The organism is Pseudomonas koreensis, from assembly GCF_024169245.1.
GTDB classification, from domain to species: Bacteria; Pseudomonadota; Gammaproteobacteria; order Pseudomonadales; family Pseudomonadaceae; genus Aquipseudomonas; species Aquipseudomonas koreensis_F.
The window spans coordinates 3,394,195-3,414,251 of record NZ_JALJWP010000001.1; the positions used below are offsets into that span (position 1 = coordinate 3,394,195).

General features: G+C 62.1%; 12 protein-coding genes. 4 read left to right on the forward strand and 8 right to left on the reverse strand.

Features of this window, described 5'->3' with window-relative positions:
• Positions 1–9: 9 nt before the first annotated feature.
• The gene (locus tag J2Y90_RS15190; RefSeq protein WP_253500682.1) at positions 10–966 is read left to right on the forward strand and encodes an alpha/beta hydrolase; all 957 of its coding nucleotides are present in this window, start codon (positions 10–12) and stop codon (positions 964–966) included.
• Between the two features lie 902 nt (positions 967–1,868).
• Here the strand turns inward: J2Y90_RS15190 and J2Y90_RS15195 are convergent.
• The 5 genes from J2Y90_RS15195 to pvdM form a co-directional block, all read right to left on the reverse strand.
• A complete protein-coding gene (locus J2Y90_RS15195; RefSeq protein WP_253500683.1) occupies positions 1,869–4,352 on the reverse strand; it encodes a TonB-dependent siderophore receptor in 2,484 nt (827 codons plus the stop codon).
• Between the two features lie 115 nt (positions 4,353–4,467).
• Positions 4,468–6,117, reverse strand: a complete 1,650-nt coding sequence (locus tag J2Y90_RS15200; protein ID WP_253500684.1) for a cyclic peptide export ABC transporter — start codon at positions 6,115–6,117, stop codon at positions 4,468–4,470.
• A 109-nt stretch (positions 6,118–6,226) separates the two neighbouring features.
• On the reverse strand, positions 6,227–7,114 hold the full coding sequence (gene pvdO / locus J2Y90_RS15205; RefSeq protein ID WP_253500685.1) for a dihydropyoverdine dehydrogenase: 888 nt from the start codon (positions 7,112–7,114) through the stop codon (positions 6,227–6,229).
• 36 nt (positions 7,115–7,150) lie between these two features.
• A complete protein-coding gene (pvdN, locus tag J2Y90_RS15210; RefSeq protein ID WP_253500686.1) occupies positions 7,151–8,437 on the reverse strand; it encodes a pyoverdine-tailoring periplasmic protein PvdN in 1,287 nt (428 codons plus the stop codon).
• Complete coding sequence (gene pvdM / locus J2Y90_RS15215; protein WP_253500687.1) at positions 8,434–9,798, reverse strand: pyoverdine-tailoring dipeptidase-like protein PvdM; 1,365 nt, start codon at positions 9,796–9,798, stop codon at positions 8,434–8,436. Before pvdM ends, pvdN begins: the two co-directional genes overlap by 4 nt.
• Before the next feature lie 206 nt (positions 9,799–10,004).
• On the opposite strand from pvdM, the gene pvdP reads away from it, so the two are divergent.
• Positions 10,005–11,630: a pyoverdine maturation tyrosinase PvdP gene (pvdP, locus tag J2Y90_RS15220; RefSeq protein ID WP_253500688.1), complete on the forward strand. Its 1,626-nt coding sequence runs from the start codon at positions 10,005–10,007 to the stop codon at positions 11,628–11,630.
• A 1,224-nt stretch (positions 11,631–12,854) separates the two neighbouring features.
• Here pvdP and J2Y90_RS15225 read toward each other — a convergent pair.
• The 3 genes from J2Y90_RS15225 to J2Y90_RS15235 are packed head-to-tail and all read right to left on the reverse strand — an operon-like array spanning position 12,855 to position 17,391.
• Entirely contained in the window at positions 12,855–14,249 is a 1,395-nt protein-coding gene (locus tag J2Y90_RS15225; RefSeq protein ID WP_253500689.1) for an efflux transporter outer membrane subunit, read from the reverse strand.
• Positions 14,250–14,256: 7 nt separating this feature from the next.
• Positions 14,257–16,227, reverse strand: a complete 1,971-nt coding sequence (locus J2Y90_RS15230; RefSeq protein WP_253500690.1) for a MacB family efflux pump subunit — start codon at positions 16,225–16,227, stop codon at positions 14,257–14,259.
• A complete protein-coding gene (locus J2Y90_RS15235) occupies positions 16,228–17,391 on the reverse strand; it encodes an efflux RND transporter periplasmic adaptor subunit (protein WP_253500691.1) in 1,164 nt (387 codons plus the stop codon).
• Between the two features lie 280 nt (positions 17,392–17,671).
• Here J2Y90_RS15235 and J2Y90_RS15240 point away from each other — a divergent pair, with 280 nt between their 5' ends.
• The gene (locus J2Y90_RS15240; protein WP_041478511.1) at positions 17,672–18,154 is read left to right on the forward strand and encodes a sigma-70 family RNA polymerase sigma factor; all 483 of its coding nucleotides are present in this window, start codon (positions 17,672–17,674) and stop codon (positions 18,152–18,154) included.
• A gap of 132 nt (positions 18,155–18,286) precedes the next feature.
• Positions 18,287–19,624: a lysine N(6)-hydroxylase/L-ornithine N(5)-oxygenase family protein gene (locus J2Y90_RS15245; protein WP_253500692.1), complete on the forward strand. Its 1,338-nt coding sequence runs from the start codon at positions 18,287–18,289 to the stop codon at positions 19,622–19,624.
• The last annotated feature ends 433 nt before the right edge of the window (positions 19,625–20,057 follow it).

The window sequence follows — 20,057 nt, forward strand, 5'->3', positions numbered from 1 at the left end:
ATCTTATCGATGTCGTTACACCCTGATCTGGAAGCGTTCCTCGACTTGGCTCAAGACAGCCGGGACGCCGGCCTGCCGGCCATGCACCAACTGACCCCGAGCGAGGCCCGCGGCACATTCGAACAGACCACCGCGCAACTGCGCTGGCCGGCGCCGCAGGACCTTGAAGTCACCGAGATCGAAACATTGGCCCGGGACGGCGCGGCACTGGCCTTGCGTTTGTATCGGCCCAACGGCGTTAAGTCGCCGCTGCCGGTGCTGGTGTATTTCCACGGTGGCGGGTTTGTGGTCGGCAGTCTGGATTCCCACGACGGCGTCTGCCGCGAGTTTTGCCAGCGCACGCCGTGTGCGGTGCTCTCGGTCGGTTATCGGCTGGCGCCGGAGCAGCGTTTTCCGACGGCGCTGGAGGATGGCGAGGACGCGTTGGCGTGGCTGGCCGAACAGGCTGTGAGCCTGGGCCTGGATTGTTCGCGGGTCGCGTTTGGCGGTGATAGCGCGGGCGCCACGCTGGCGACGGTGTTGGCGATTCAGGCGGTGCGGCAGCCGCACACGGTGGCCATCGCACCCAAGGCGCAGTTGTTGTGTTATCCGGTGACCGATGCTTCTCGGGTGCATGATTCGCGGCTGTTGTTTGGCGAGGGGTATTTGCTCGAGAACGACACGCTGGACTGGTTTTATCAGCACTATGCGCGTGGGCCGGAGGATTATCTGGATTGGCGTTTTTCGCCGTTGCTGGCGGAGGATTTGCGTGGGGTTGCGCCGGCCATTGTGCTGCTCGCCGGGTTTGATCCGCTGCTGGATGAGGGGCAGGCTTATGTTGATAAGCTGCGCGGGCAGGGAGTGGGGATTGAGGTCGAGGTTTGTGCCAGGTTGACTCATGATTTGTTGCGGTTGGGGGCGGTGGTGCCTGGGGTTCTGGATGTTTATTCGCGGGTTGGTGGGGCGCTTGCGCGGGTTCTGGTTTAGTGTGCATATCCGTTGCTGCGGGGGTTGCTGATTACGGTTCCGCCCTTACGGCGGGTCACTTTTTCCAGACGCCGAAAAAGTAACCAAAAAGGCTTGCTCCTGCGTTCGGCCCTCGCAGGCTCGGGTTCCTTCGCTGCGGGATCGATCCGGGCGCAGCGCCTCCGGTTTGCTTCGCTGCACCTCCTCTCGCTGTGTTCGACTTCGTCGAACGGTCGCTGCGCTCCCACGCCCGGATCAATCCCTCCACTCAGCCTTCCGACGTCGCCCGTGGATCAAAAGCACTCGAGCTAACGCTCATTGTTGAGTGGGGCGGCTTCGCCGCGGGCAGCTGCGCTGCCTTGCTTTTGCTTTTGTGGGAGCGAGCCTGCTCGCGAAGGCGGCCTGACAGCCGACCTGATTTTTCCTGATGTACACCGCCCCCTTGTAGGAGTGAGCCTGCTCGCGATGGCGATCTGCGAGGCAACCAATTTCTATCGAATTCACGCGATCCAACTGTAGGAGCCGCCGAAGGCTGCGATCTTTTGATCTGGCTCTTGATCTGGCTTTTGCTTTGCTTCGGTTTTTGATCTTTTGCCCCTTCGGCAGGCTTCGTTACGGGATCGATCCGGGCGTGGGAGCGCAGCGACCGTACGACGCAGTCGTACACAGCGGGAGGAGGTGCAGCGAAGCAAACCGGAGACGCTGCGCCCGGATCGGTCCCGTAACGAAGGTACCCCGAGCCCCAGCGAGCGGGCCGTACGCCGGGGCAAAGCCTTTTTGGTTACTTTTTCGGCGTCTGGAAAAAGTGACCCGCCGTAAGGGCGGAACCCTAAGCAGCCTTCACCCCAGCAACGGATATGCCCCCAATCCCAAACACAAAAAAGCCCCGCCAAAGCGGGGCTCCCACACAACGTTAAGACCAATCAGAAATCAGCCTTCACCGACATCACAAAATTACGCGGTTCACCATAGAAATTACCAAACCCCTCGGTCCCAATAGTCGCGTAATAACGCTTGTCGAACAGGTTATTGCCGTTCAACGCCACCGACCAGGTGTCATCGATCCGATAACCAATGCGACCGTTCCAGACCGCATAACCCGCGCCATCGACATTGTCCCCGCCCAGAGGCGAAACCCGGTAGGTGCCCGTCTGCGCATTGACACCCGCACCAATCGTCACCCGATCCAGCGGCCCGCTCAGGGCGTAATCACCCCACACACGCAACAGATGACGCGGCACGTAAGAGTTGTAGACCGCGCCATCCTGAGTCGCATCGGCGTCTTCCAGCACCTTGGTCTGGGTGTAGGTATAACCGGCCAGCAATTGCAGACGGTCAATCACTTCACCGCTGACTTCAGCTTCAAAGCCCTGGGCGCGGACCTTGCCCGAGTTGATTTGGCACGAACTGTCTTCGCAGCGCAGGTCATCCTGGGCCGCATCTTTCTGGATGGTGCGGAACAGGTTGAACGTGGTGTTCAAGCGACCCTCGTACCACTCACCCTTGATCCCCAGCTCGTAGCTCTGGCCGATCAGCGGCTTGAGCGTGCTGCCATCGATGGTTTTGTACGAGCCTTGCGGGGTGAAGATGTCGGTGTAGCTGGCGTACGCGGTCAGGTTGTCGTTGAGGTCGTAGAGCAGGCCGGCGAACGGCGTGACCTGGCCGGATTCGGTGGACTTGGTGTTGACCTCGGTGCCTTCGCCGCGGAAGTACTGCACCGAATCGGTGTCGGATTTGTACCAGCTGACCCGGCTGCCAAGTACCAGCGTCATCGGGTCGGCGAGTTTCAGGCGGGCGATCGAGTAAGCGCCGTATTGCTTGATGTGCATGTCCACCGGGCCGCCACGGGAGGCGTTGGCCAGGTAGTAGCTTTCATCCGGCTGCGGGATGTTGTGGTTCGGGTTGAACACGTTCTGGCGCTGTGGCAATGCTGCCACCGCGTAGAAGTCGTCCTTGTGCGAACGGCTGGCGTTGGCGCCGACGATCAGTTCGTGCTCCTGGCCGAAGGCGTCGAATTTGCCGTCGACGTAAGCATCGAAACCGTAGTCGCGCTGATCGTAGTCATAGGTACTGCCAAGCATCAGCGTGTTGGTGGCGGTCGCGCCCAAGGGCACTGTGCCGCTCGGGAAGGAATATTCCATGTCCTGGGTGTTGCGCGAGTAGACACCGGCGACTTTCAACGACCAGTCGTCGTTGAACTGGTGTTTGACGTCGGCGAAGTAGGTGGCGCGTTTGCTGCGCTGGTTGTTCCACGAGGTGTTCAGGCAAGTGGAGCGTTTCAGGTGCAGGTCGGAGCCGTCGGCGTAGCGTGGCAGGCCGCCCCAGCACGGGGTGGCGTCGACGTCTTCATAGGCCATGCCCAGACCGAGCGTGGTGTCGGGGCTGAGATCGAAGTCCAGCGCGCCGTAGTAGATCTGGTCGCGGCGTTCAGCCACATCGTAGAAATACTGCCGGGTCTGTTGGGTGACGACAGCGCGACCACGCACGGTGCCGGCGTCGTTCAGCGGGCCGCCGGTGTCGACCTGGCCGCGGTAGTTGTCCCAGGTGCCCGCCGACAACGACAGCTGCGTGTGCGGGGTGTCCTGGCCGCGCTTGCGCACGAAGTTGACGCCACCGGCGGTGCCGCCCGCGCCCTTCATCATGCCGGCCGCGCCACGAAGGATTTCCACGCGGTCGTAGATGGCCATGTCGCTGTTGAAACTGTCTGCCTGCACGTAGCTGCTGCCGATGTCCAGCGGTACGCCGTCGTACTGGTACTGGCCGGTCATGCGGAAGCCGCGCGAGTAGAAATACTTGCCGCCCATGGGCGAGTCGTAAACGGTGATGCCCGGGGTCTTCTCCATCACCTGTTCGATGGTGTTGAGGTTCTGGTCGTCGAGCATCTTGCGGGTCATCACCGTGACCGACTGCGGTGTTTCCTTGAGCGAGTGCACGCCCTTGCCGATGGTCACGCCGCCGGTGGTGTAGGAGTTGCTGCCCTCGGTGGTGGCGCCGAGGCGGTTGGCGTTGACGTTGGTCGGGGCCAGTTCCATGGCACTGCCGCTGGTGGCCGGGCCGAGCACGGTGACGGTGTTGCCGTCACGCTGATAACGGATGCCGGTGCCGCTGAGCATCGCCTTGAGTGACTCGTCGTCCTGATAGCGGCCGTTGAGGGCGCTGGAGCGCAGGCCTTGCAGGCTTTCCGGGCTGTAGACGATTTGCAGACTGGTCTGCTGACCGAGGGTCTGCAGGGCCTGGGCCAGCGGTTGGGCAGGGATGTTCAGGGTCCACTCCTGGGCCTGGACATAGGGCGCCGCTGCGAGGGTCAGTGCCAGACCCAGGCCGCTACCGGCCAGGCGAGTGCGGGTCGCGCCGTGCATCAGCAGGGCTCGAGTCAGAGGGCGAAGCATGAAACGGGATGCGGACATGAGGTTAAGACCTTGGCAGGTATAGTTGTTAATGGTTCTTATTCATCTCATTAAGACGAGGAAGCCGCGGCAAACCGGAAAAGTTTTTTCTCCGGCTCGTTCGCGGCTGCCTTGATCAGGCGGGTTGCAGTTCGCTCTGGACCTTGCCGGCCTCCATGCGCACCAGTTGATCGGCGACGTCGAAGTAACGGTCGTCGTGGGAAATCACGATGATGGTTTTGCCCAGACGCTTGAGGTCGGGCAGCAGCTCGGTATAGAAGATCCGCCGGAAGGTCGGGTCCTGATCCGCTGCCCACTCATCGAACACCAGCACCGGTCGCTCCTCGAGCCAGGCGTTGACCAGCGCCAGGCGTTTGCGCTGGCCGGTGGACAGGTCGGTGGTGCTGAAGGCGCCGTCGCGCACGCTGACCTTGTGCGCAATCTCCAGACGTTCGAGGTAGCGGGTGGCATCCTGCGGCACTTCACGATCGCCCTGTATCAGGTCATCGAACAGGTAGTAGTCGGCAAAGATCGTGGTGAAGTTCTGCCGATAATCATCGCGGTTGACCGCAGTGATCAGCTTGTCGTTGACACGGATTTCGCCCTCGGTCGGCGCGTACAGGCCCAGCAGCAATTTGATCAGCGTGGTTTTGCCGCAGCCGTTTTCACCGACGATGAACACGATGTCGCCCTGTTCGATGCGCAGGTTTACCGGCCCGAGGCGGAACGGTTCGCTGCCTTCCACGGCCGGGAAGGCGTAGCGCACGTTGCGCAGTTCCAGGCTATCGACGGCGGCAGGCTTGTTGCCCTGATCCTGCAGCAACAGGTGCGGTTCCGGCGAGGAGAACTGTTCGCTGAGTTCGGCGATGCGGCGGAAGGCAATCTGTGCGCGGCTGATAATCGGCAGGGTGCTGATCAGGTGCTCCAGCGGCCCCTTCATGTACAGCAGCACCAGAACGAAACCGCTCATCACCGCTTTGTCGGCACTCGGCCACAGCGATTGCAGGGCCAGGGCCATGCCGATGACCACGAAGAACAGCATCGAGCCAAACGACTTGGCGATGACGAAGGTGTTGATCGATTTGATCTGGGTGTCGCAGATTTTCTCGGCGGTTTTCTGAATGCCGGCAACGAACATGCGCTGGCGGCGCGGGCGGTGGATGCGCAGTTCCTTGGCGCCTTCGGCAATTGCGTTGTAGTGCTTTTGCAGTTCGTCTTCGGAGTCGCGGGCGGCATAGAAACCGCGCATGCCCTTGGCCCGCGCAATCGCCTGAATGGTGGTGCCGATGGCGATAGCGACCAGCATCATCAGGAACATCGGCCACGACAGCATGGCCAGATAGCCGAGGCAGCCAAGGGTCACGGTCATCGAAATCGCCAACGGCGCGAAGGCGAAGGCGAAGTCGCTGATGGTGTCGACGTCGTGGGTCAGCACCGGGATCAGGCGGTGGCTGCGGTAGCGTTCGATCTGGTCGATCGGCGCCGACAGGACTTTCTCCCCGAGCTCTTTGCGCAGTTTGGCAATGATGTGCTGGCCGACGTAGTTGGTGCCGATGTCCGACAGAATCGTGGTCAGCAGAGCGAGGGCACAGAGTCCGGCGAAGATCATCACTACCGTGCGGGTCAGGCCGTCATCGGAGTGCAGGGCGTTGTTGATGGTCGCCAGCAGCACGGTGACGCTGAGGCCGCCGAGCATGCCGAGCACGATGGAGGCCGAAACGATCAGGCGGAAGGGCTTGAGCAGGGCGAACAATTCGTTGATCGCCCCACGCGTAGGCTTGGTCATGGAGGATTCCTGCTTCGATGCGGAGGGAGTGCCGGTACTTAAGGAAAACGAATGGTCGCGGAGTTTCTTTAAACGAGCGCAGACGGGGCTGCGCTCGTCGAAGCCAGTGTCAGAGGTCGCGCACTACGCGAAAGCCCAGCCAGTCGCCCTTGCTGGTCGGCCAGCTGCTGTTGCGGTTGCCGGAGCGGGAGAAGATCGGCGCCTCGCCCCAGTCGTTGCCGCGCATGACCTGGCGTTCGCAGTTTTCCTGGGTCCATGGACGACCGTCGGCGGGCACGCCGGAGTAGTCCGGGTGATAGCAGTCGGCGGTCCACTCATAGACGTTGCCGTGGGCGTCGAACACGCCAAAGGCGTTGGCCGGGAATGTGCCGGCCGGCGAGGTGAAGTTGTAGCCGTCGGCCGCGCCGTAGGTGTTGGCGTGTTTGGAGATCTGGTAATCCTTGCCTTCATCGAACGGGAACGGGAAAGGCCCGGTGCTGCCGCCACGGGCGGCGTATTCACGGATCGATTCGCTTTGCAGGCGATAGGCGTGGCCGGTCTTTTTCGACAGCCAGTCGATGTAGCCCTGGGCTTCGGCGACGTTCATGCACACCGCCGGGTCGCGGGGCGTCTGTTTGAATTCCGGTTTGCCGGCGGTGCAGCGGCGGCCGGGGCGGTCATCGAAGTCGTAGGGCTTGTTGCCGGTTTCGCGCACATAGGCGTCCCATTCGCCCACCAGCACCTGCGAGCGGCTGATGGCGAACGGTTTGCTGAAGGTCACCGTGTGCAACGGGCCTTCATCGGGCTGACGGCCGACTTCATCGTCCGGCGTGCCCATGGTGTAGCTGCCGGTCGGCAGCACGACCATTTCCGGGCAGTCCTTGCAATCCTTGAACACTTTGCCCGCTGCGGGCGCTGTCGCCGCCAGCGCGGTGCCGGGCAGCAGTGCCGCGCAGAGGGCGCTCAGCGCCAGTGCGGGCAGGGCTTTGGAGAGGAGTGACGCGTGAGGCTTTTTCATGGGTCGTCTCTTTGAAAGGAAAACGGCAGTCGAGGATCAGGCGCGCAGCTTGTTGCCGAGGATGTTCATGAAGCGATCCACTTCGGCTTCGCTGTTGAGCAAGCCCGGCGCGGTACGAATCACCGGCCCGACGTCGCGGCTGACCGCGTCGCAGATCACCCGGTTCTGCATCAGCCAGGCAGCCACTGCGTCGCTGTCCTGGTCCTTGATCCGGAAGAAGGTGAAACCGGCGGAAAACTGCGGATCAAGCGGGGTCACCAGTTCGATGTTGCGGTGCTCCTGCAGGCGTTGCTTGAGGTAGCTGTTGAGCTGATGAATGCGCGTCTGCACCTCGGCTTTGCCCAGTTGCAGGTGCAACTTGAAGGCTTCGTCCAGCGCCCAGCGATGTTCGAAGGCGTGGTAGCCGCCTGGGGTCATGATGGTCGAGAACGCCGTGGCCTCGGAGAAGGTCGGCACGCTGGGGCTGACGTATTTCAGTTCTTCAGTGCGGCTGCAGACGATGCCGGTGCCGCGCGGGCCGAACATCCACTTGTGCGTGCCGGCGATGAAAAAGTCGCAGTTCATCTGCGGGAAACTCAGGTCGTCGACGCCGAAACCGTGCACGCCATCGACCACATAGATCAGCCTGTCCTTGTCGTCGCGCTGACGGTTGTGCTCGTCGACCAGCCGCGAGATCTCGCTGATCGGCAGCTTCACGCCGCTGCCCGAATGCACCCAGGTCATGCCCAGCACGCGGGTCTCGGGGCGAATATTGCGGTTGATCGTGTCGAGCACCTGATCCAGAGAAATGCTCTGCGGGGTTTTGAACAGTGTGAGTTTGCGCACGCGCGTCCCGTCACGACGGTTGCGGAAATCGAGAATGTTGCGCGTCGAGTAATGCTCGTGAACCGTGGTGAGGATTTCCTGATCCGCGCGCACCTGCACGCTGCCGTAGATCATCGCCAGGCCTTCGGTGGTGCTGCCGGTCAGGGCAATCTGCCCCGGTTTGGCTTGCAGGTACTCGCCGGCCCAGTGGCGCACGTTTTCTTCGCGTTTCTCGGTGACGCCCAGATCCCAATCCATCGCCAGACCCGGATTCAGATCCAGCGCCGCGCGATGGCGTTCGATCGCGTCGCGCACCGGTTTCGGGTGCGAGGTGACCAGAAAATTGGCGAAGTGAATCGCCTGGGAATCCTGATCGAACAACTGACGCAGCTGCGCCCATTTGTCCCGCGACGCAGTCGGCACGGCAGCGATTGCCGCCGGCGCAGTGAGGCTGGCGCCCAGGGGCAGGGCGGCGGCGAGCAGGCCGGCGTGTTTCAGAAAAGTGCGGCGATCAGTCATGGCCGGGCCACCTCCTGGCGCGACGCCAGCGCCGGTTTCGCGGCTTTCTGCACCTGGTCCCAGACGCGCATGAAGTTGCCACCCCAGAGCTTGGCGATGTCCGCCTCGGAGTAGCCGCGCTGCAGCAGTTCGGCGGTGACGTTACGAATTTCACCGACGTTTTCCCAGCCTTTGATCCCGCCACCATCGTTGAAGTCCGAAGCGATGCCGACGTGGTCGATACCGATTTTGCGCACCGTGTAATCGATGGCATCGCCGAAATCCTTGAGGGTGGCTTTCGGTTCTTCTTCGAGGATCGCGTAGAGGCCGCTGGCGTACTGGCCGAGCTTCTGTTCCGACCAGGCAGTGATGATCGGATCGCCGGGCATCAGCGCCATGGCCAGATTGGGCAGCGGCGGCAGATCGAAGCGCGCACGCAGCGCATTGAGTTTGTCCTGGGTGCCCTGAGTCAGCGGTTTCAGGTACTGCGAGAAAGCCACGACCTGCACCACGCCGCCACTGTTCTTGATCCGTTGCAGCTCTTTGTCGCTGAGGTTGCGCGGAATATCTACGGCCGCCCGAGGCGCCGAGTGCGAGGCCACCAGCGGTGTGCGGCTGAGTTCGGCGACTTGCTCGAGGGCTTTGGTCGACATCTGCGAAACGTCGATGATCACGCCCAGATCGTTCAAGCGTTGCACCGCTTGTTTGCCGATATCCGAGAGGCCGTCGAGGGCATCGGGCGAATCATTGAAAAACGGCAGCGGCCGCGATGAGTCGGCCCAGCTGTTGTTGCCGATGTAACTGAAGCCGAACATGCGCATGCCGCGCCCGGCCCACAGGTCGAGCTTGCCCAGGTCGTTGCCCAGCGGGTAGGCGTTGAGCATGCTGATGAAAATCGCAAACTTGCCTTCGCCGTGCAGCCGGCGGAAATCATCCGGCGTGTAGGCGATGCCGGCCTGATTGGGGAAGTCGCGGACGATCCCGGAGATGATCTTGTAGCGCACTTCCTGCTGGTTGCGCGCCTCTTCGACGAAACCCTCGGTCGGGCGGTGCGGGGCGTTCGGGCCGTTCCACATTTCCGGCCAGCCGAACACCGTCAGCGCCGCACCGGACAGGCGTCCGCGATTGGCCTTGACCAGATCGAACTGGCCCGAGCCATCCTTGTCGGCTTCGTGGTCGTGGCTGCCGAAACTCAGCGGCACGGTGATGTGGCTGTCGAACGACAGCAGGCGATCCTGCAATTCGGTCGCCTGTTTCATCACCTTCACCGGGTAGCCGGGGTTGTTCCAGTAATCCCAGGCCAGAAATCCTGCGCCGGCACTGATCGCCAGGGCCAGTGGCAGGCCGATGAATAGAGCCTTTTTCCAACGCGGTTTTGTCATTGCCATCTCATTCAGGTTCGCCGTCGAGGTACAGGCGCAGGGGCCTTTGCTATCTGGGAAGAACGAGTGGCCCGGTGGCTAATTTAGGCGGCGTTACAAATGCCCGGTGGTGCCGTTGCGATGTTTTGCCGGCAGCGTAAATTTCCCCGTCGAGCAAACGTTCTAGCTTGGATAAAGCCTGCTTCATGGCTGACACAGGTAGGGCAATGACGATCTCTCGACGCTGGTTCATGGCGGGCATGGCACTCACGGGCGCCGCGCTGCCTGCCGCTTTTTATGCACATCGTGAACTGACTCGCGAGGAGTTTCCGATCACCCCGGGCGAGGCCACGGTCGATCTGGCCGATACCGCCGGGCAACAGCTGGCGGACAATTTGCGTGGGGTCTGGGACATTCGCTTTACCGGTGCGGCGGCCGGGCTCGATGGTTTGCCGGCGCAAGGCCTGGAGCTGTTTCTCGACATCGCTCACCGCGGGCGCGGATTGCGCGGCTATCTCGACACCGGGACGAATCTGCGTGCCGAGGGGCCTGCGCGTTATCAAGTGATTGGTGATCTGGCGCCGGGCAACGGTGCCGAGATGTATTGGCGTCTGCTGCGCACCGATGCGCCGTTAGAACCGCCCGTGTATGAATTCAAAGTCAAACTGGATGAAGTCTGGGCGGCGTTCGGCAATGCCGGCAGCGCCACGTTCACCGGGCAGGTCTTGCGCCTGGATCGGCCGTTGGCGTTGCCCGAACTGGACAATCAGTTCATCGCCATCAAACGGCGTTTTCCCGAAGCCCGCGAACGTACCGGTTTGAGTCCACAATTGTTGGCCTGGCTGGTCGCGCCCGAGCATCGTCTGTTCCATCAGCTCTGGCATGCAACCCGCGACAAGTGGCACAAGCTCTCCGAGAAAAAACGCGAAGCGCTGCGCGGTATCGGCTGGCAGCCAGGGCCACGTGACAAGGAGCGCGATGCCCGTGGGCCAAGCAAGGATCGCAACGGCTCGGGCGTGGACTTTTTCTTTATGCACCGCCACATGCTCGGCATCGCCCGCTCGATGCAGGATCTGCCATCGTGGCCGGCGTTCCCGCAGCCGCAGCCTGAGCTGGAGCGTGACCGGCAGGGCTTCGCGCGTTACTTCGACAATCACGACGGCAACTCACTGCCGCCGACCTGGCTGGCCGAGGGTGATGACGAGTACACCAAGTGGGTCAGCGACATCAAAGCAGCGGAGACTTTTCAGAGCAATTTTCTGGTCTGGGAATCGCAGTACCGTGATCCGCGTTATTTATCGAAATTGACCCTCGGCCAGTTCGGTTCGGAAGTCGAACTGGGCCTGCACGACTGGCTGCACATGCGCTGGGCTTCAGTGGCGCGGGATCCGTCCAATGACATTCCAGTGCCGATGGCGCGGGATCAGGCAGACTTCGCTGCGCGCTGGTATGCGCCGGAAAACGACTTTCTCGGTGATCCGTTTTCCTCCCATGTGAATCCGGTGTTCTGGCGTTTCCACGGCTGGATTGATGATCGCCTGGAAGACTGGTTCCGCGCCCATGAACGTTTTCATCCGGGCGAAGTGAGTCGTTTGGAAGTCAACGGCGTGCCGTGGTTTGCGCCGGGCCGCTGGGTGGAAGTCGGCGATCCCTGGCTCGGCCCCGACACCCACGGCTGCAGCACCGTGCCCGGCCTGCAAGTCGGGCGCTCGGTGGAGATGGATCCGGAAACCATGAAACTGGCGCTGCGCATCACCTTCGGCGACGAAGACAACATGACCGAGCTGTTCCGCAAAGTGCCGCAGCGCCCGTGGTATGCGCGGCATCTGAAGGTCAAGGGCCGACAGCTCTAGATTGGTTCACCACATACTCTGAATAGATCGTAATCCCTTGTAGGAGTGAGCCTGCTCGCGAAGTTTTTTCAGGCGGTGGGGGGCTTTTTGAGTGAGTACATATCCGTTGCTGCGGTAACGGCTGCTTAGGGTTCCGCCCTTACGGCGGGTCACCTTTTTCAAACGCCAAAAAGGTAACCCAAAAGGCTTGCTCCTACGTTCGGCCCCTCGCGGGCTCGGGGTTCCTTCGCTGCGGGATCGATCCGGGCGCAGCGGCTCCGGTTTGCTTCGCTGCACCTCCTTCCGCTGTGTCTGGCTGCGCCAGACGGTCGCTGCGCTCCCACGCCCGGATCAATCCCTCCGCTCAGCCTTCCGACGTCGCCGGTGGATCAAGATCAAAAGCCGCAGGCGAGCTGACACTCGGCCTAGGGGTGAACGCGGAGACTGTAGGAGCTGCCGAAGGCTGCGATCTTTTGATCTTGCTTGCTCTTGCTCTTGTAGGAGTGAGCCTGCTCGCGAAAGCTTTTTTTGGGGCGTGGGGTATTTTTTGAGTGAGTACATATCCATTGCTGCGGTAACGGCTGCTCAGGGTTCCGCCCTTACGGCGGGTCACCTTTTTCAAACGCCAAAAAGGTAACCCAAAAGGCTTGCTCCTACGTTCGGCCCTCGCAGGCTCGGGTTCCTTCGCTGCGGGATCGATCCGGGCGCAGCGGCTCCGGTTTGCTTCGCTGCACCTACACTCGCTGTGTACGACTGCGTCGTACGGTCGCTGCGCTCCCACGCCCGGATCAATCCCTCCGCTCAGCCTTCCGACGTCGCTGGTGGATCAAGATCAAAAGCCACAGGCGAGCTGACACTCGGCCGAGAGGTGGACGCGGAGACTGTAGGAGCTGCCGAAGGCTGCGATCTTTTGATCTTGCATTTAAGGATCAAGATCAAAAGATCGCAGCCTTCGGCAGCTCCTACAGGGGGGGCCTTGTTGTGCCGTAAATTGTGATCTGTGCGCAGTTCCATTGTAGGAGTGAGCCTGCTCGCGATGGCGTCGTGTCAGTCAGCCTATTTGGTGGACGACCCACCGCCATCGCGAGCAGGCTCACTCCTACAGAAAAGCAAGATCAAAAGATCGCAGCCTTCGGCAGCTCCTACAGGGGGGGCTTTGTTGTGCCGTAAATTGTGATCTGTGAGCAGTTCCATTGTGGGAGCGAGCTTGCTCGCGAAGGCGTCAGTCCAGTCGCCGCGTCGCTGTCAGGTCTCTTGCCAACCACCACCCAACGCTTTGTACAAGGCAATGCTGGCCTGCAACCGCGCCAGGCGCAGTTGCACGTTCAGATCCTGCGCGGCATACAGCGTGCGCTGGGTTTGCAGGACGGTGAGCAGGTCTTCGGCGCCGGCTTGGTAGCGGCTTTGGGCGATGTCGAAGGCGGTTTGTGCCTGGGTCAGTTCTTCGCTTTGCCATTGCCGCTGTTCGTCGAGGCCACGGATGCTGCTGAGGGCTTTTTCGACGTCGGCGAAGCCATTGATGATTGCCCCGCGATAGGTCTCCAACAGTTCATCCTGGCGGGCCTTGGCCTTGTCGCGTTCGGCGCTGAGGCGGCCGTTGTTGAAGATCGGCGCGGTCAGCCCCGAGGACAGGTTGTAGAACGTCGTGCGCAGCAGGTCGGCGGCGAGGTCGGCGCCGCTGCCGAGGCTGGCTGTCAGGGTGATTTTCGGCAGCATCGCGGCGCGGGCGACGGTGACATCAGCCTGGGCTGCCGCGAGCTTGGCTTCAGCACTGGCAATGTCCGGGCGGCGGCTGAGCAAATCGCTCGGCACGCCGCTGGCGATGTCCGGCCAGTGCAATTGGGCGAAGGATTGCTCGGGCAACGGCAGCGCTTGCACCGGCTGGCCGAGCAGGGCGGCGAGGCTGATCAATGCTTCGCGGGCCTGTTGTTGCACCAGCGGCAGGCGACGCTGTTGTTCGGCCACCAGGCTTTTCTGCTGGGCCAGTTCCAGCGCAGTGGCGCTGCCGGCGTCAAAACGGGTCTGCACCAGATGCAGCACGTTCTGCGCATTGGTCAGATTGAGCTCGGCGATGCGCGCCTGCTCACGCAGGGCCAAAGCTTGGGTGTAACTGTTGGCGACGCCGCTGAGCAAGGTCAGCTCGACGGTGGCGCGGTCGAACTCGCTGGCCTGCACAGCGAACGCGGCACTGTCGCGCGCGGCTCGATTGCCGCCCCAGAAATCGATCTCGTAACTGGCGCTGAGCTCGGCGTCGTAATAATCCAGCGAACGATTCTCAGGGCTGACATCCAGTTGGCTGTAACCCTTGCCGTGGATCAGTTTCTGCCGGTTGGCATTCAATCCGGCCTTGAGCTCCGGCAGCAGCGGCGCGCCGGCTATGGTTGCGCTGGCCTGAGCCTGTCGGACCCGCGCCATCGCGGCGGCGAGGTCGTAGCTGCCCAGTCGCGCCTGTTCCACCAGCCGCTCCAGTTCAGGGCTGCCGAACTGCGTCCACCATTGCCGATTGCTCTGCAATGCGCCGAGGCTGTCCGCGGACTGCCAAGCGCTCGGTGGCTGCACGGCGCTGTCGAGGCGCGGCGCCGGGCTGCTGCAGGCGGCCAGCAACAGGCTGGCGGCGAGAAACGTCAGTCGCACTTTCATAGGTCGATCATTCACTGGTAAGGGCCGTGACCGGGTCGAGCCGGGCAGCTTTGCGGGCCGGCATGAAGCCGAAAATGACACCGGTGACCAGCGCGCAGGCAAACGCGCCAATCACCGCCAGCGCTTGAAAGGCGATCGCCACGCCGCTGAGCAACAACACGCCGCCGACCAGCAGCGCCAGGCCGATCCCGGCGATACCGCCGACCACCGATAGCATCACTGCTTCAGTGAGGAACTGGCGCAGGATGTCGCGCTGACGTGCGCCGGTGGCCATGCGAATACCGATCTCGCGGGTGCGTTCGCGCACGGTCATCAACATGATGTTCATCACGCCGATACCGCCGACCAGCAGGGAAATCGCCGCAATCGCCCCGAGCATCAGCGACAGCGTGCCTTGCGTGCGCGCTTCGGCCTGAATCATCGCGGCATTGTTGGTCAGCTCGAAATCCTTCTTGCCGTGATGGCGACGCAGCATCGCCTGCTCGATCGCCTGTTCGGCGTCCTTGACTTTGCGCGCATCTTTGGCGGCGATCACCACGTATTGCGGATTGCGACTGCCGAACAGGCGCATGCTCGCCGCCGAATAGGGCACGGCGATGCGGTTGTCACTGTCGGAATCGCCAGAGCTGGCGCCTTTTTCCGCGAGCACGCCGAGGATCTGGAACGGCACGTTTTCGATGAGGATGTATTGACCGATCGGGTCGGCGACGTCCTTGAGCAACTTGTCGCGGACCTTGGTGCCGATCACCGCGACAGCGGCGGCGCTGTCTTCATCGGCCTGGGTGAAGTAACTGCCCTGGATCACCGGCCAATTGAAAATCACCGGGAAGTTGGTGTCGTTGCCGCCGACGTAACTGCTGTGGTCGGCATTGCCAAAGCGCACGCCGGCAGTCGAGCCGTTGACCGGCATGATTCGTTCCACCTGGGGCAGGGCGGACAGTTCGGCGACGTCGTCGAGGGTGATGATGCCCTCCGGCGTACGCGGGTTCGGTGCCGAGCCGCTGAGGTAAATGATGTTGGAGCCGAACGCTCCCATTTGCGCCATGACCTGGCGCTTGCTGCCTTCGCCGACGGCGAGCATGACCACCACCGAGGCTACGCCAATGACGATGCCGAGCAGCGTCAGCGCCGTGCGAAAACGGTTGATCCACATCACCCGCCACGCGGCTTGCACGGCGTCGACCAATTCGCCTTTCCAGGCGCCGGTCTCATTGCTGCCGCTGCTCAGGCGCTGGCGCAGGTCGACCGCTTGCAGCGCGCCGGGATTGGCCGCAGGTGGCGCGGACGCGTGCTCGGCGCTGTCACTGATGATCAGGCCGTCGCGGATTTCGATGATGCGTTTGGCTCGTTGTGCCACTTCGCGGTCATGGGTGATGAGGATCACCACATGGCCCTGATCGGCGAGTTCGTCGAGCAGGGTCATCACCTCGGCGCCGCTGTGGCTGTCGAGGGCGCCGGTCGGCTCGTCGGCGAGGATGATGTGGCCGCCGTTCATCAGCGCGCGGGCAATCGACACCCGCTGTTGTTGCCCGCCGGAAAGCTGATGCGGACGGTTGCCGGTGCGAGTGCCGAGACCGAGACGTTCCAGCAGCGCAAAGGCTCGGGCATGCCGCTCGGCGGCCGGGGTGCCGGCGTAGATGGCCGGCATCTCGACGTTTTCCTGCGCCGAGCCGGAGGGGATCAGGTGATAGCCCTGAAAGACAAAACCGAACGCTTCGCGGCGCAGCCAGGCCAGTTCATCGCTGTCCAGCTGCGCGACGTTTTCCCCGGCGAAGCGGTATTCGCCACTGGTGGGGCGGTCGAGGCAACCGAGAATGTTCATCAGTGTCGATTTGCCCGAACCGGAGGCGCCGACGATGGCGACGAACTCGCCGGCGTGGATCGACAGATCGATCCCGCGCAGCACTTCCACCAGCGGGCTGTCATCTCCGCCGTAGGCTTTGCGGATCTGCCGCAGGTCGATCAGAGGCGTGTGCATTCAGCCTCCATGACCGCTGGCCGGCGCGCTGAGAATATGCTCGCCCTCGGCCAGACCTTCCAGCACCTGAGTGCGCAGGCGATCACTGATGCCGGTGCGTACTTCCCGCGTTTGAATGTCACCGTTGGCAGCGACGATCTGCGCCCGCTGCCACTGTGGACGCGAACCCGGTTGCAGGGCGGCGCTCGGCACGGTCAGGGTGTCCTGCGCCTGTTGCGCAACGAAGAATACCTGGGCGGTCATGTCGGTCATCAGGCTGTGATCGGCGTTGTCGACGTCAAGCAGCACGGTATAAAGAACCACGCGTTCGCTGCCGCTGCGGCCGCTGGTAGGACTGCCGCCCTGATTCTGTTCGAGCGGGCGCGGCGGCACCGGCAGGATCTGCCGCACGGTGCTGCTCCAGCGTCGGTTGCCGCCGCTGAGAGTAGTGAAATAGGCGGTCATGCCCGGTTTGACATGGCCAATGTCGGCCTCCGAAACTTCGGCCCATACCGTCATCGGCGACAGTCGGGCGATGCGCAGGATCAGCGGGGTCTGTTGCTGAGCGTTGAGGGTCTGGCCTTCGCGCGCACCAATGGCGACCACAGTTCCGCTCATCGGCGCGTAGATACGCGTGTAACCGAGTTCCGCCTCGTCACTGCGCAGGCTGGCCTGGGCCTGACGGATCTGTGCCTGGAACATGTCGATGCGCGCCTGGGTCGCACGCACCTCGGCGCGGGCGGTCTGCACGTCTTCCTCGCGGGTGGCGCCACCGGCGGCGAGTTTCTGCTGGCGCTGGTATTTCTGCTGCGCCAGATCGTGCTGGGCACGTTGCTCTTGAAGCTGCGCCTTGAGGTTTTCAATGGAGAAGCGCCCGGCATCGAGTTTGGCTTTCTGCGTCGACGGGTCGATTTCCACCAGCAACTGGCCTTCCTTGACCGCGTCACCGGCCTCGACGTGAATCTTCTGAATTTGCCCCGAGGCCTGCGCGCCGACATCCACGTAGCGGCGCGGTTGCAAGGTACCGAGCGCCGTTACGCTGTTTTCGATATCGCCCCGGCTGACTTGCACGGTGGCAACGGCGTCGCGACCGGGTGGCAGCACTTGCCAGGCAGCAACGGCGATCACGGGAATCAGACAGAGGGCGGCGAACAGCGCGCGACGGGCGGGGCGGGGACGATTCATGCAGGGTTCCGGCCAGTGGTTGCGGCCCGTCGCAAGGCACGACAGACACAGGGGCTGTCCTGTAAACGAGGCATGGGCCACGGAATTTAGCCGCAGACACCTCGAGTCACCGGGTGCCGGGCGAGCACTATTTGTCCGGGATATGGAATCAGCTCTTTAAATCTATATGAGAATTACTATAAATTACGCACTTCAAGTTGCCACTATCTTGCTACTGCGTCATCCGCAGGTCTGATCAGTGCGCTCAAGGACAGAAACGGCATCGATGCGGTCGGGAGTCATGTTGGAAAACTACTATCGTGAGCTGGTGTGTTTCCTCAACGCCAGACTGGGCAACCGTCAGGTCGCCGAGGATGTGGTGCATGACGCCTATGTACGCGTGCTGGAGCGCTCCAGCGAAGTGCCGATCGAACAGCCACGGGCCTTCCTTTATCGCACCGCGCTGAACCTGGTCATCGACGATCACCGCCGCAACGCGCTGCGCCAGGTCGAATCGCTGGACGTGCTGGACAACGAAGAGCGCTACTTCACCCCGTCACCCCACGGCACCCTCGATCACGGCCAGCGTCTGGAAATGCTCCAGCGCGCATTGGCCGAGTTGCCGCCGCTGTGCCGCGACAGTTTTCTGCTACGCAAGATCGAAGGCCTGTCCCATCCGGAAATCGCTCAGACACTCGGCATCTCCCGGGCACTGGTGGAAAAACACATCGTCAACGCCATGAAGCATTGCCGCTTGCGTATCCAGCAATGGGATGGCCAGTGATCCGCGCCGGTTAAATTTCCTCTCATCGTCCTCGTTCCTACTCAACAGACGACCTGCTGACCTGATACAGGCCGGTCAGGCCACCCAGGCTTTTTTCCCCGCGTTGAGGGGTTCATCCAGAGGACACTGGAAATGACACAGGCAATTGCATCGCCCATCGTTCACGACCTGATCGGCGTCGGTTTCGGCCCTTCGAACCTGGCACTGGCCATCGCTTTGCAGGAACGCGGCGCGACCCAGGGCGAGCTGGATGTGCTGTTCCTCGACAAGCAGGCCAATTACAGCTGGCACGGCAACACGTTGTCGACGCAGAGCGAGTTGCAGATTTCCTTCCTCAAGGACCTGGTGACCCTGCGCAATCCGACCAGTCCTTACTCGTTCGTCAATTACCTCAAACACCACGGACGTCTGGTCGATTTCATCAACCTCGGCACCTTCTATCCATGCCGCATGGAGTACAACGACTACCTGCGCTGGGTTGCCGGGCAGTTCACCGAGCAGAGCCGTTACGGTGAAGAAGTGCAGTTCATCGAACCGGTCCTGCACAACCAGCAGGTGGAAGCCTTGCGCGTGATTTCCCGGGGCAGCGACGGCCAGCAGTTCGTGCGCACCACGCGTTCGGTGGTGGTCAGCGCTGGCGGAACACCGCGTATTCCGGAGGCATTCAAGGCGCTGAAGGGTGATCACCGGGTGTTCCACCATTCGCAATACCTGTCGCAAATGGCCCGCCAGCCGTGCGTGAACAATCAACCGATGAGCATCGCGATCATCGGTGGCGGGCAGAGCGCGGCGGAAGCCTTTATTGACCTCAACGATTCGTTCCCGTCGGTGCAGGTCGACATGATCCTGCGCGGCTCGGCGTTGAAGCCTGCGGACGACAGTCCGTTCGTCAACGAAGTGTTCTCGCCGGAGTTCACCGACCTGGTGTTCCAGCAGAACAGCGTCGAGCGCGAGCGGCTGGTCAACGAGTACCACAACACCAACTATTCGGTGGTCGACATCGACCTGATCGAGCGCATCTACGGCATTTTTTACCGGCAGAAGGTTTCCGGGATTGCCCGCCATGCCTTCCGCACCCTGACCACCGTCGAGAGCGCCACTGCCACGGCAAGCGGGATCGAACTGGCGGTGCGCAACAACGCCACCGGTGAGGTCACGGTGCGAATCTATGACGCCGTGGTGCTGGCCACCGGTTACGAGCGGCAGATGCACCGCAAATTGCTCGCGCCGCTGGAGGACTACCTCGGCGAATTCGAAGTCGATCGCAATTACAAACTGATCACCGACGAGCGCTGCAAGGCTGGCATTTATATGCAGGGCTTCTGCCAGGCCAGCCATGGCCTGAGCGATACGCTGCTGTCGGTGCTGCCGATTCGCGCCGACGAAATCGCTGGCTCGCTGTATGAGCATGGCAAAGAGCGCGGGCACAGCCGCTCGGTGGCGGAACTGTTGCTGGCCACTGCCAGCTGAGTTCTGCTGCGCTTGTCACACCGCCATCGCGAGCAGGCTCACTCCTGCAAGGATCTGTGTACGCAGGACAAATGTAGGAGTGAGCCTGCTCGCGAAGGGGCCCTTGCCAGCACCGCAAAGCTGAATCCTGAACCCCTCCTGAACACCCCTCACATTCCCCGCAAATGGCTCTTCCAGCCATTTCGCTGCGGGCGTAAGCTGCGCGCGTTTTCATCAATTGCGGAGACCCACAGTGGGTACTTGTTCGAGTGACAGTTGTCGGCCGGTCTCGATCACCGGCAGATTCTCGGCAAGATAACGCGCAGCCTTTCCCTGCCGTTGTCTCGCCGTAACAGCGAGCAGCGGCATCCCGTGCATGGCCAGTCCTGGGTCATGTCTCGACGTCCCTCTCATCGACACTGAACCAAGCGTGCTGACGACCTGAGTCGCCATC

What these genes read in the sequence shown, in the direction of transcription:
- J2Y90_RS15190 (WP_253500682.1), top strand. Translation starts at nt 10, where the DNA reads ATGTCGTTACACCCTGATCTGGAAGCGTTCCTCGACTTGGCTCAAGAC.
- J2Y90_RS15195 (WP_253500683.1), bottom strand. Translation starts at nt 4,352, where the DNA reads ATGTCCGCATCCCGTTTCATGCTTCGCCCTCTGACTCGAGCCCTGCTG.
- J2Y90_RS15200 (WP_253500684.1), bottom strand. Translation starts at nt 6,117, where the DNA reads ATGACCAAGCCTACGCGTGGGGCGATCAACGAATTGTTCGCCCTGCTC.
- pvdO (WP_253500685.1), bottom strand. Translation starts at nt 7,114, where the DNA reads ATGAAAAAGCCTCACGCGTCACTCCTCTCCAAAGCCCTGCCCGCACTG.
- pvdN (WP_253500686.1), bottom strand. Translation starts at nt 8,437, where the DNA reads ATGACTGATCGCCGCACTTTTCTGAAACACGCCGGCCTGCTCGCCGCC.
- pvdM (WP_253500687.1), bottom strand. Translation starts at nt 9,798, where the DNA reads ATGACAAAACCGCGTTGGAAAAAGGCTCTATTCATCGGCCTGCCACTG.
- pvdP (WP_253500688.1), top strand. Translation starts at nt 10,005, where the DNA reads ATGACGATCTCTCGACGCTGGTTCATGGCGGGCATGGCACTCACGGGC.
- J2Y90_RS15225 (WP_253500689.1), bottom strand. Translation starts at nt 14,249, where the DNA reads ATGAAAGTGCGACTGACGTTTCTCGCCGCCAGCCTGTTGCTGGCCGCC.
- J2Y90_RS15230 (WP_253500690.1), bottom strand. Translation starts at nt 16,227, where the DNA reads ATGCACACGCCTCTGATCGACCTGCGGCAGATCCGCAAAGCCTACGGC.
- J2Y90_RS15235 (WP_253500691.1), bottom strand. Translation starts at nt 17,391, where the DNA reads ATGAATCGTCCCCGCCCCGCCCGTCGCGCGCTGTTCGCCGCCCTCTGT.
- J2Y90_RS15240 (WP_041478511.1), top strand. Translation starts at nt 17,672, where the DNA reads ATGTTGGAAAACTACTATCGTGAGCTGGTGTGTTTCCTCAACGCCAGA.
- J2Y90_RS15245 (WP_253500692.1), top strand. Translation starts at nt 18,287, where the DNA reads ATGACACAGGCAATTGCATCGCCCATCGTTCACGACCTGATCGGCGTC.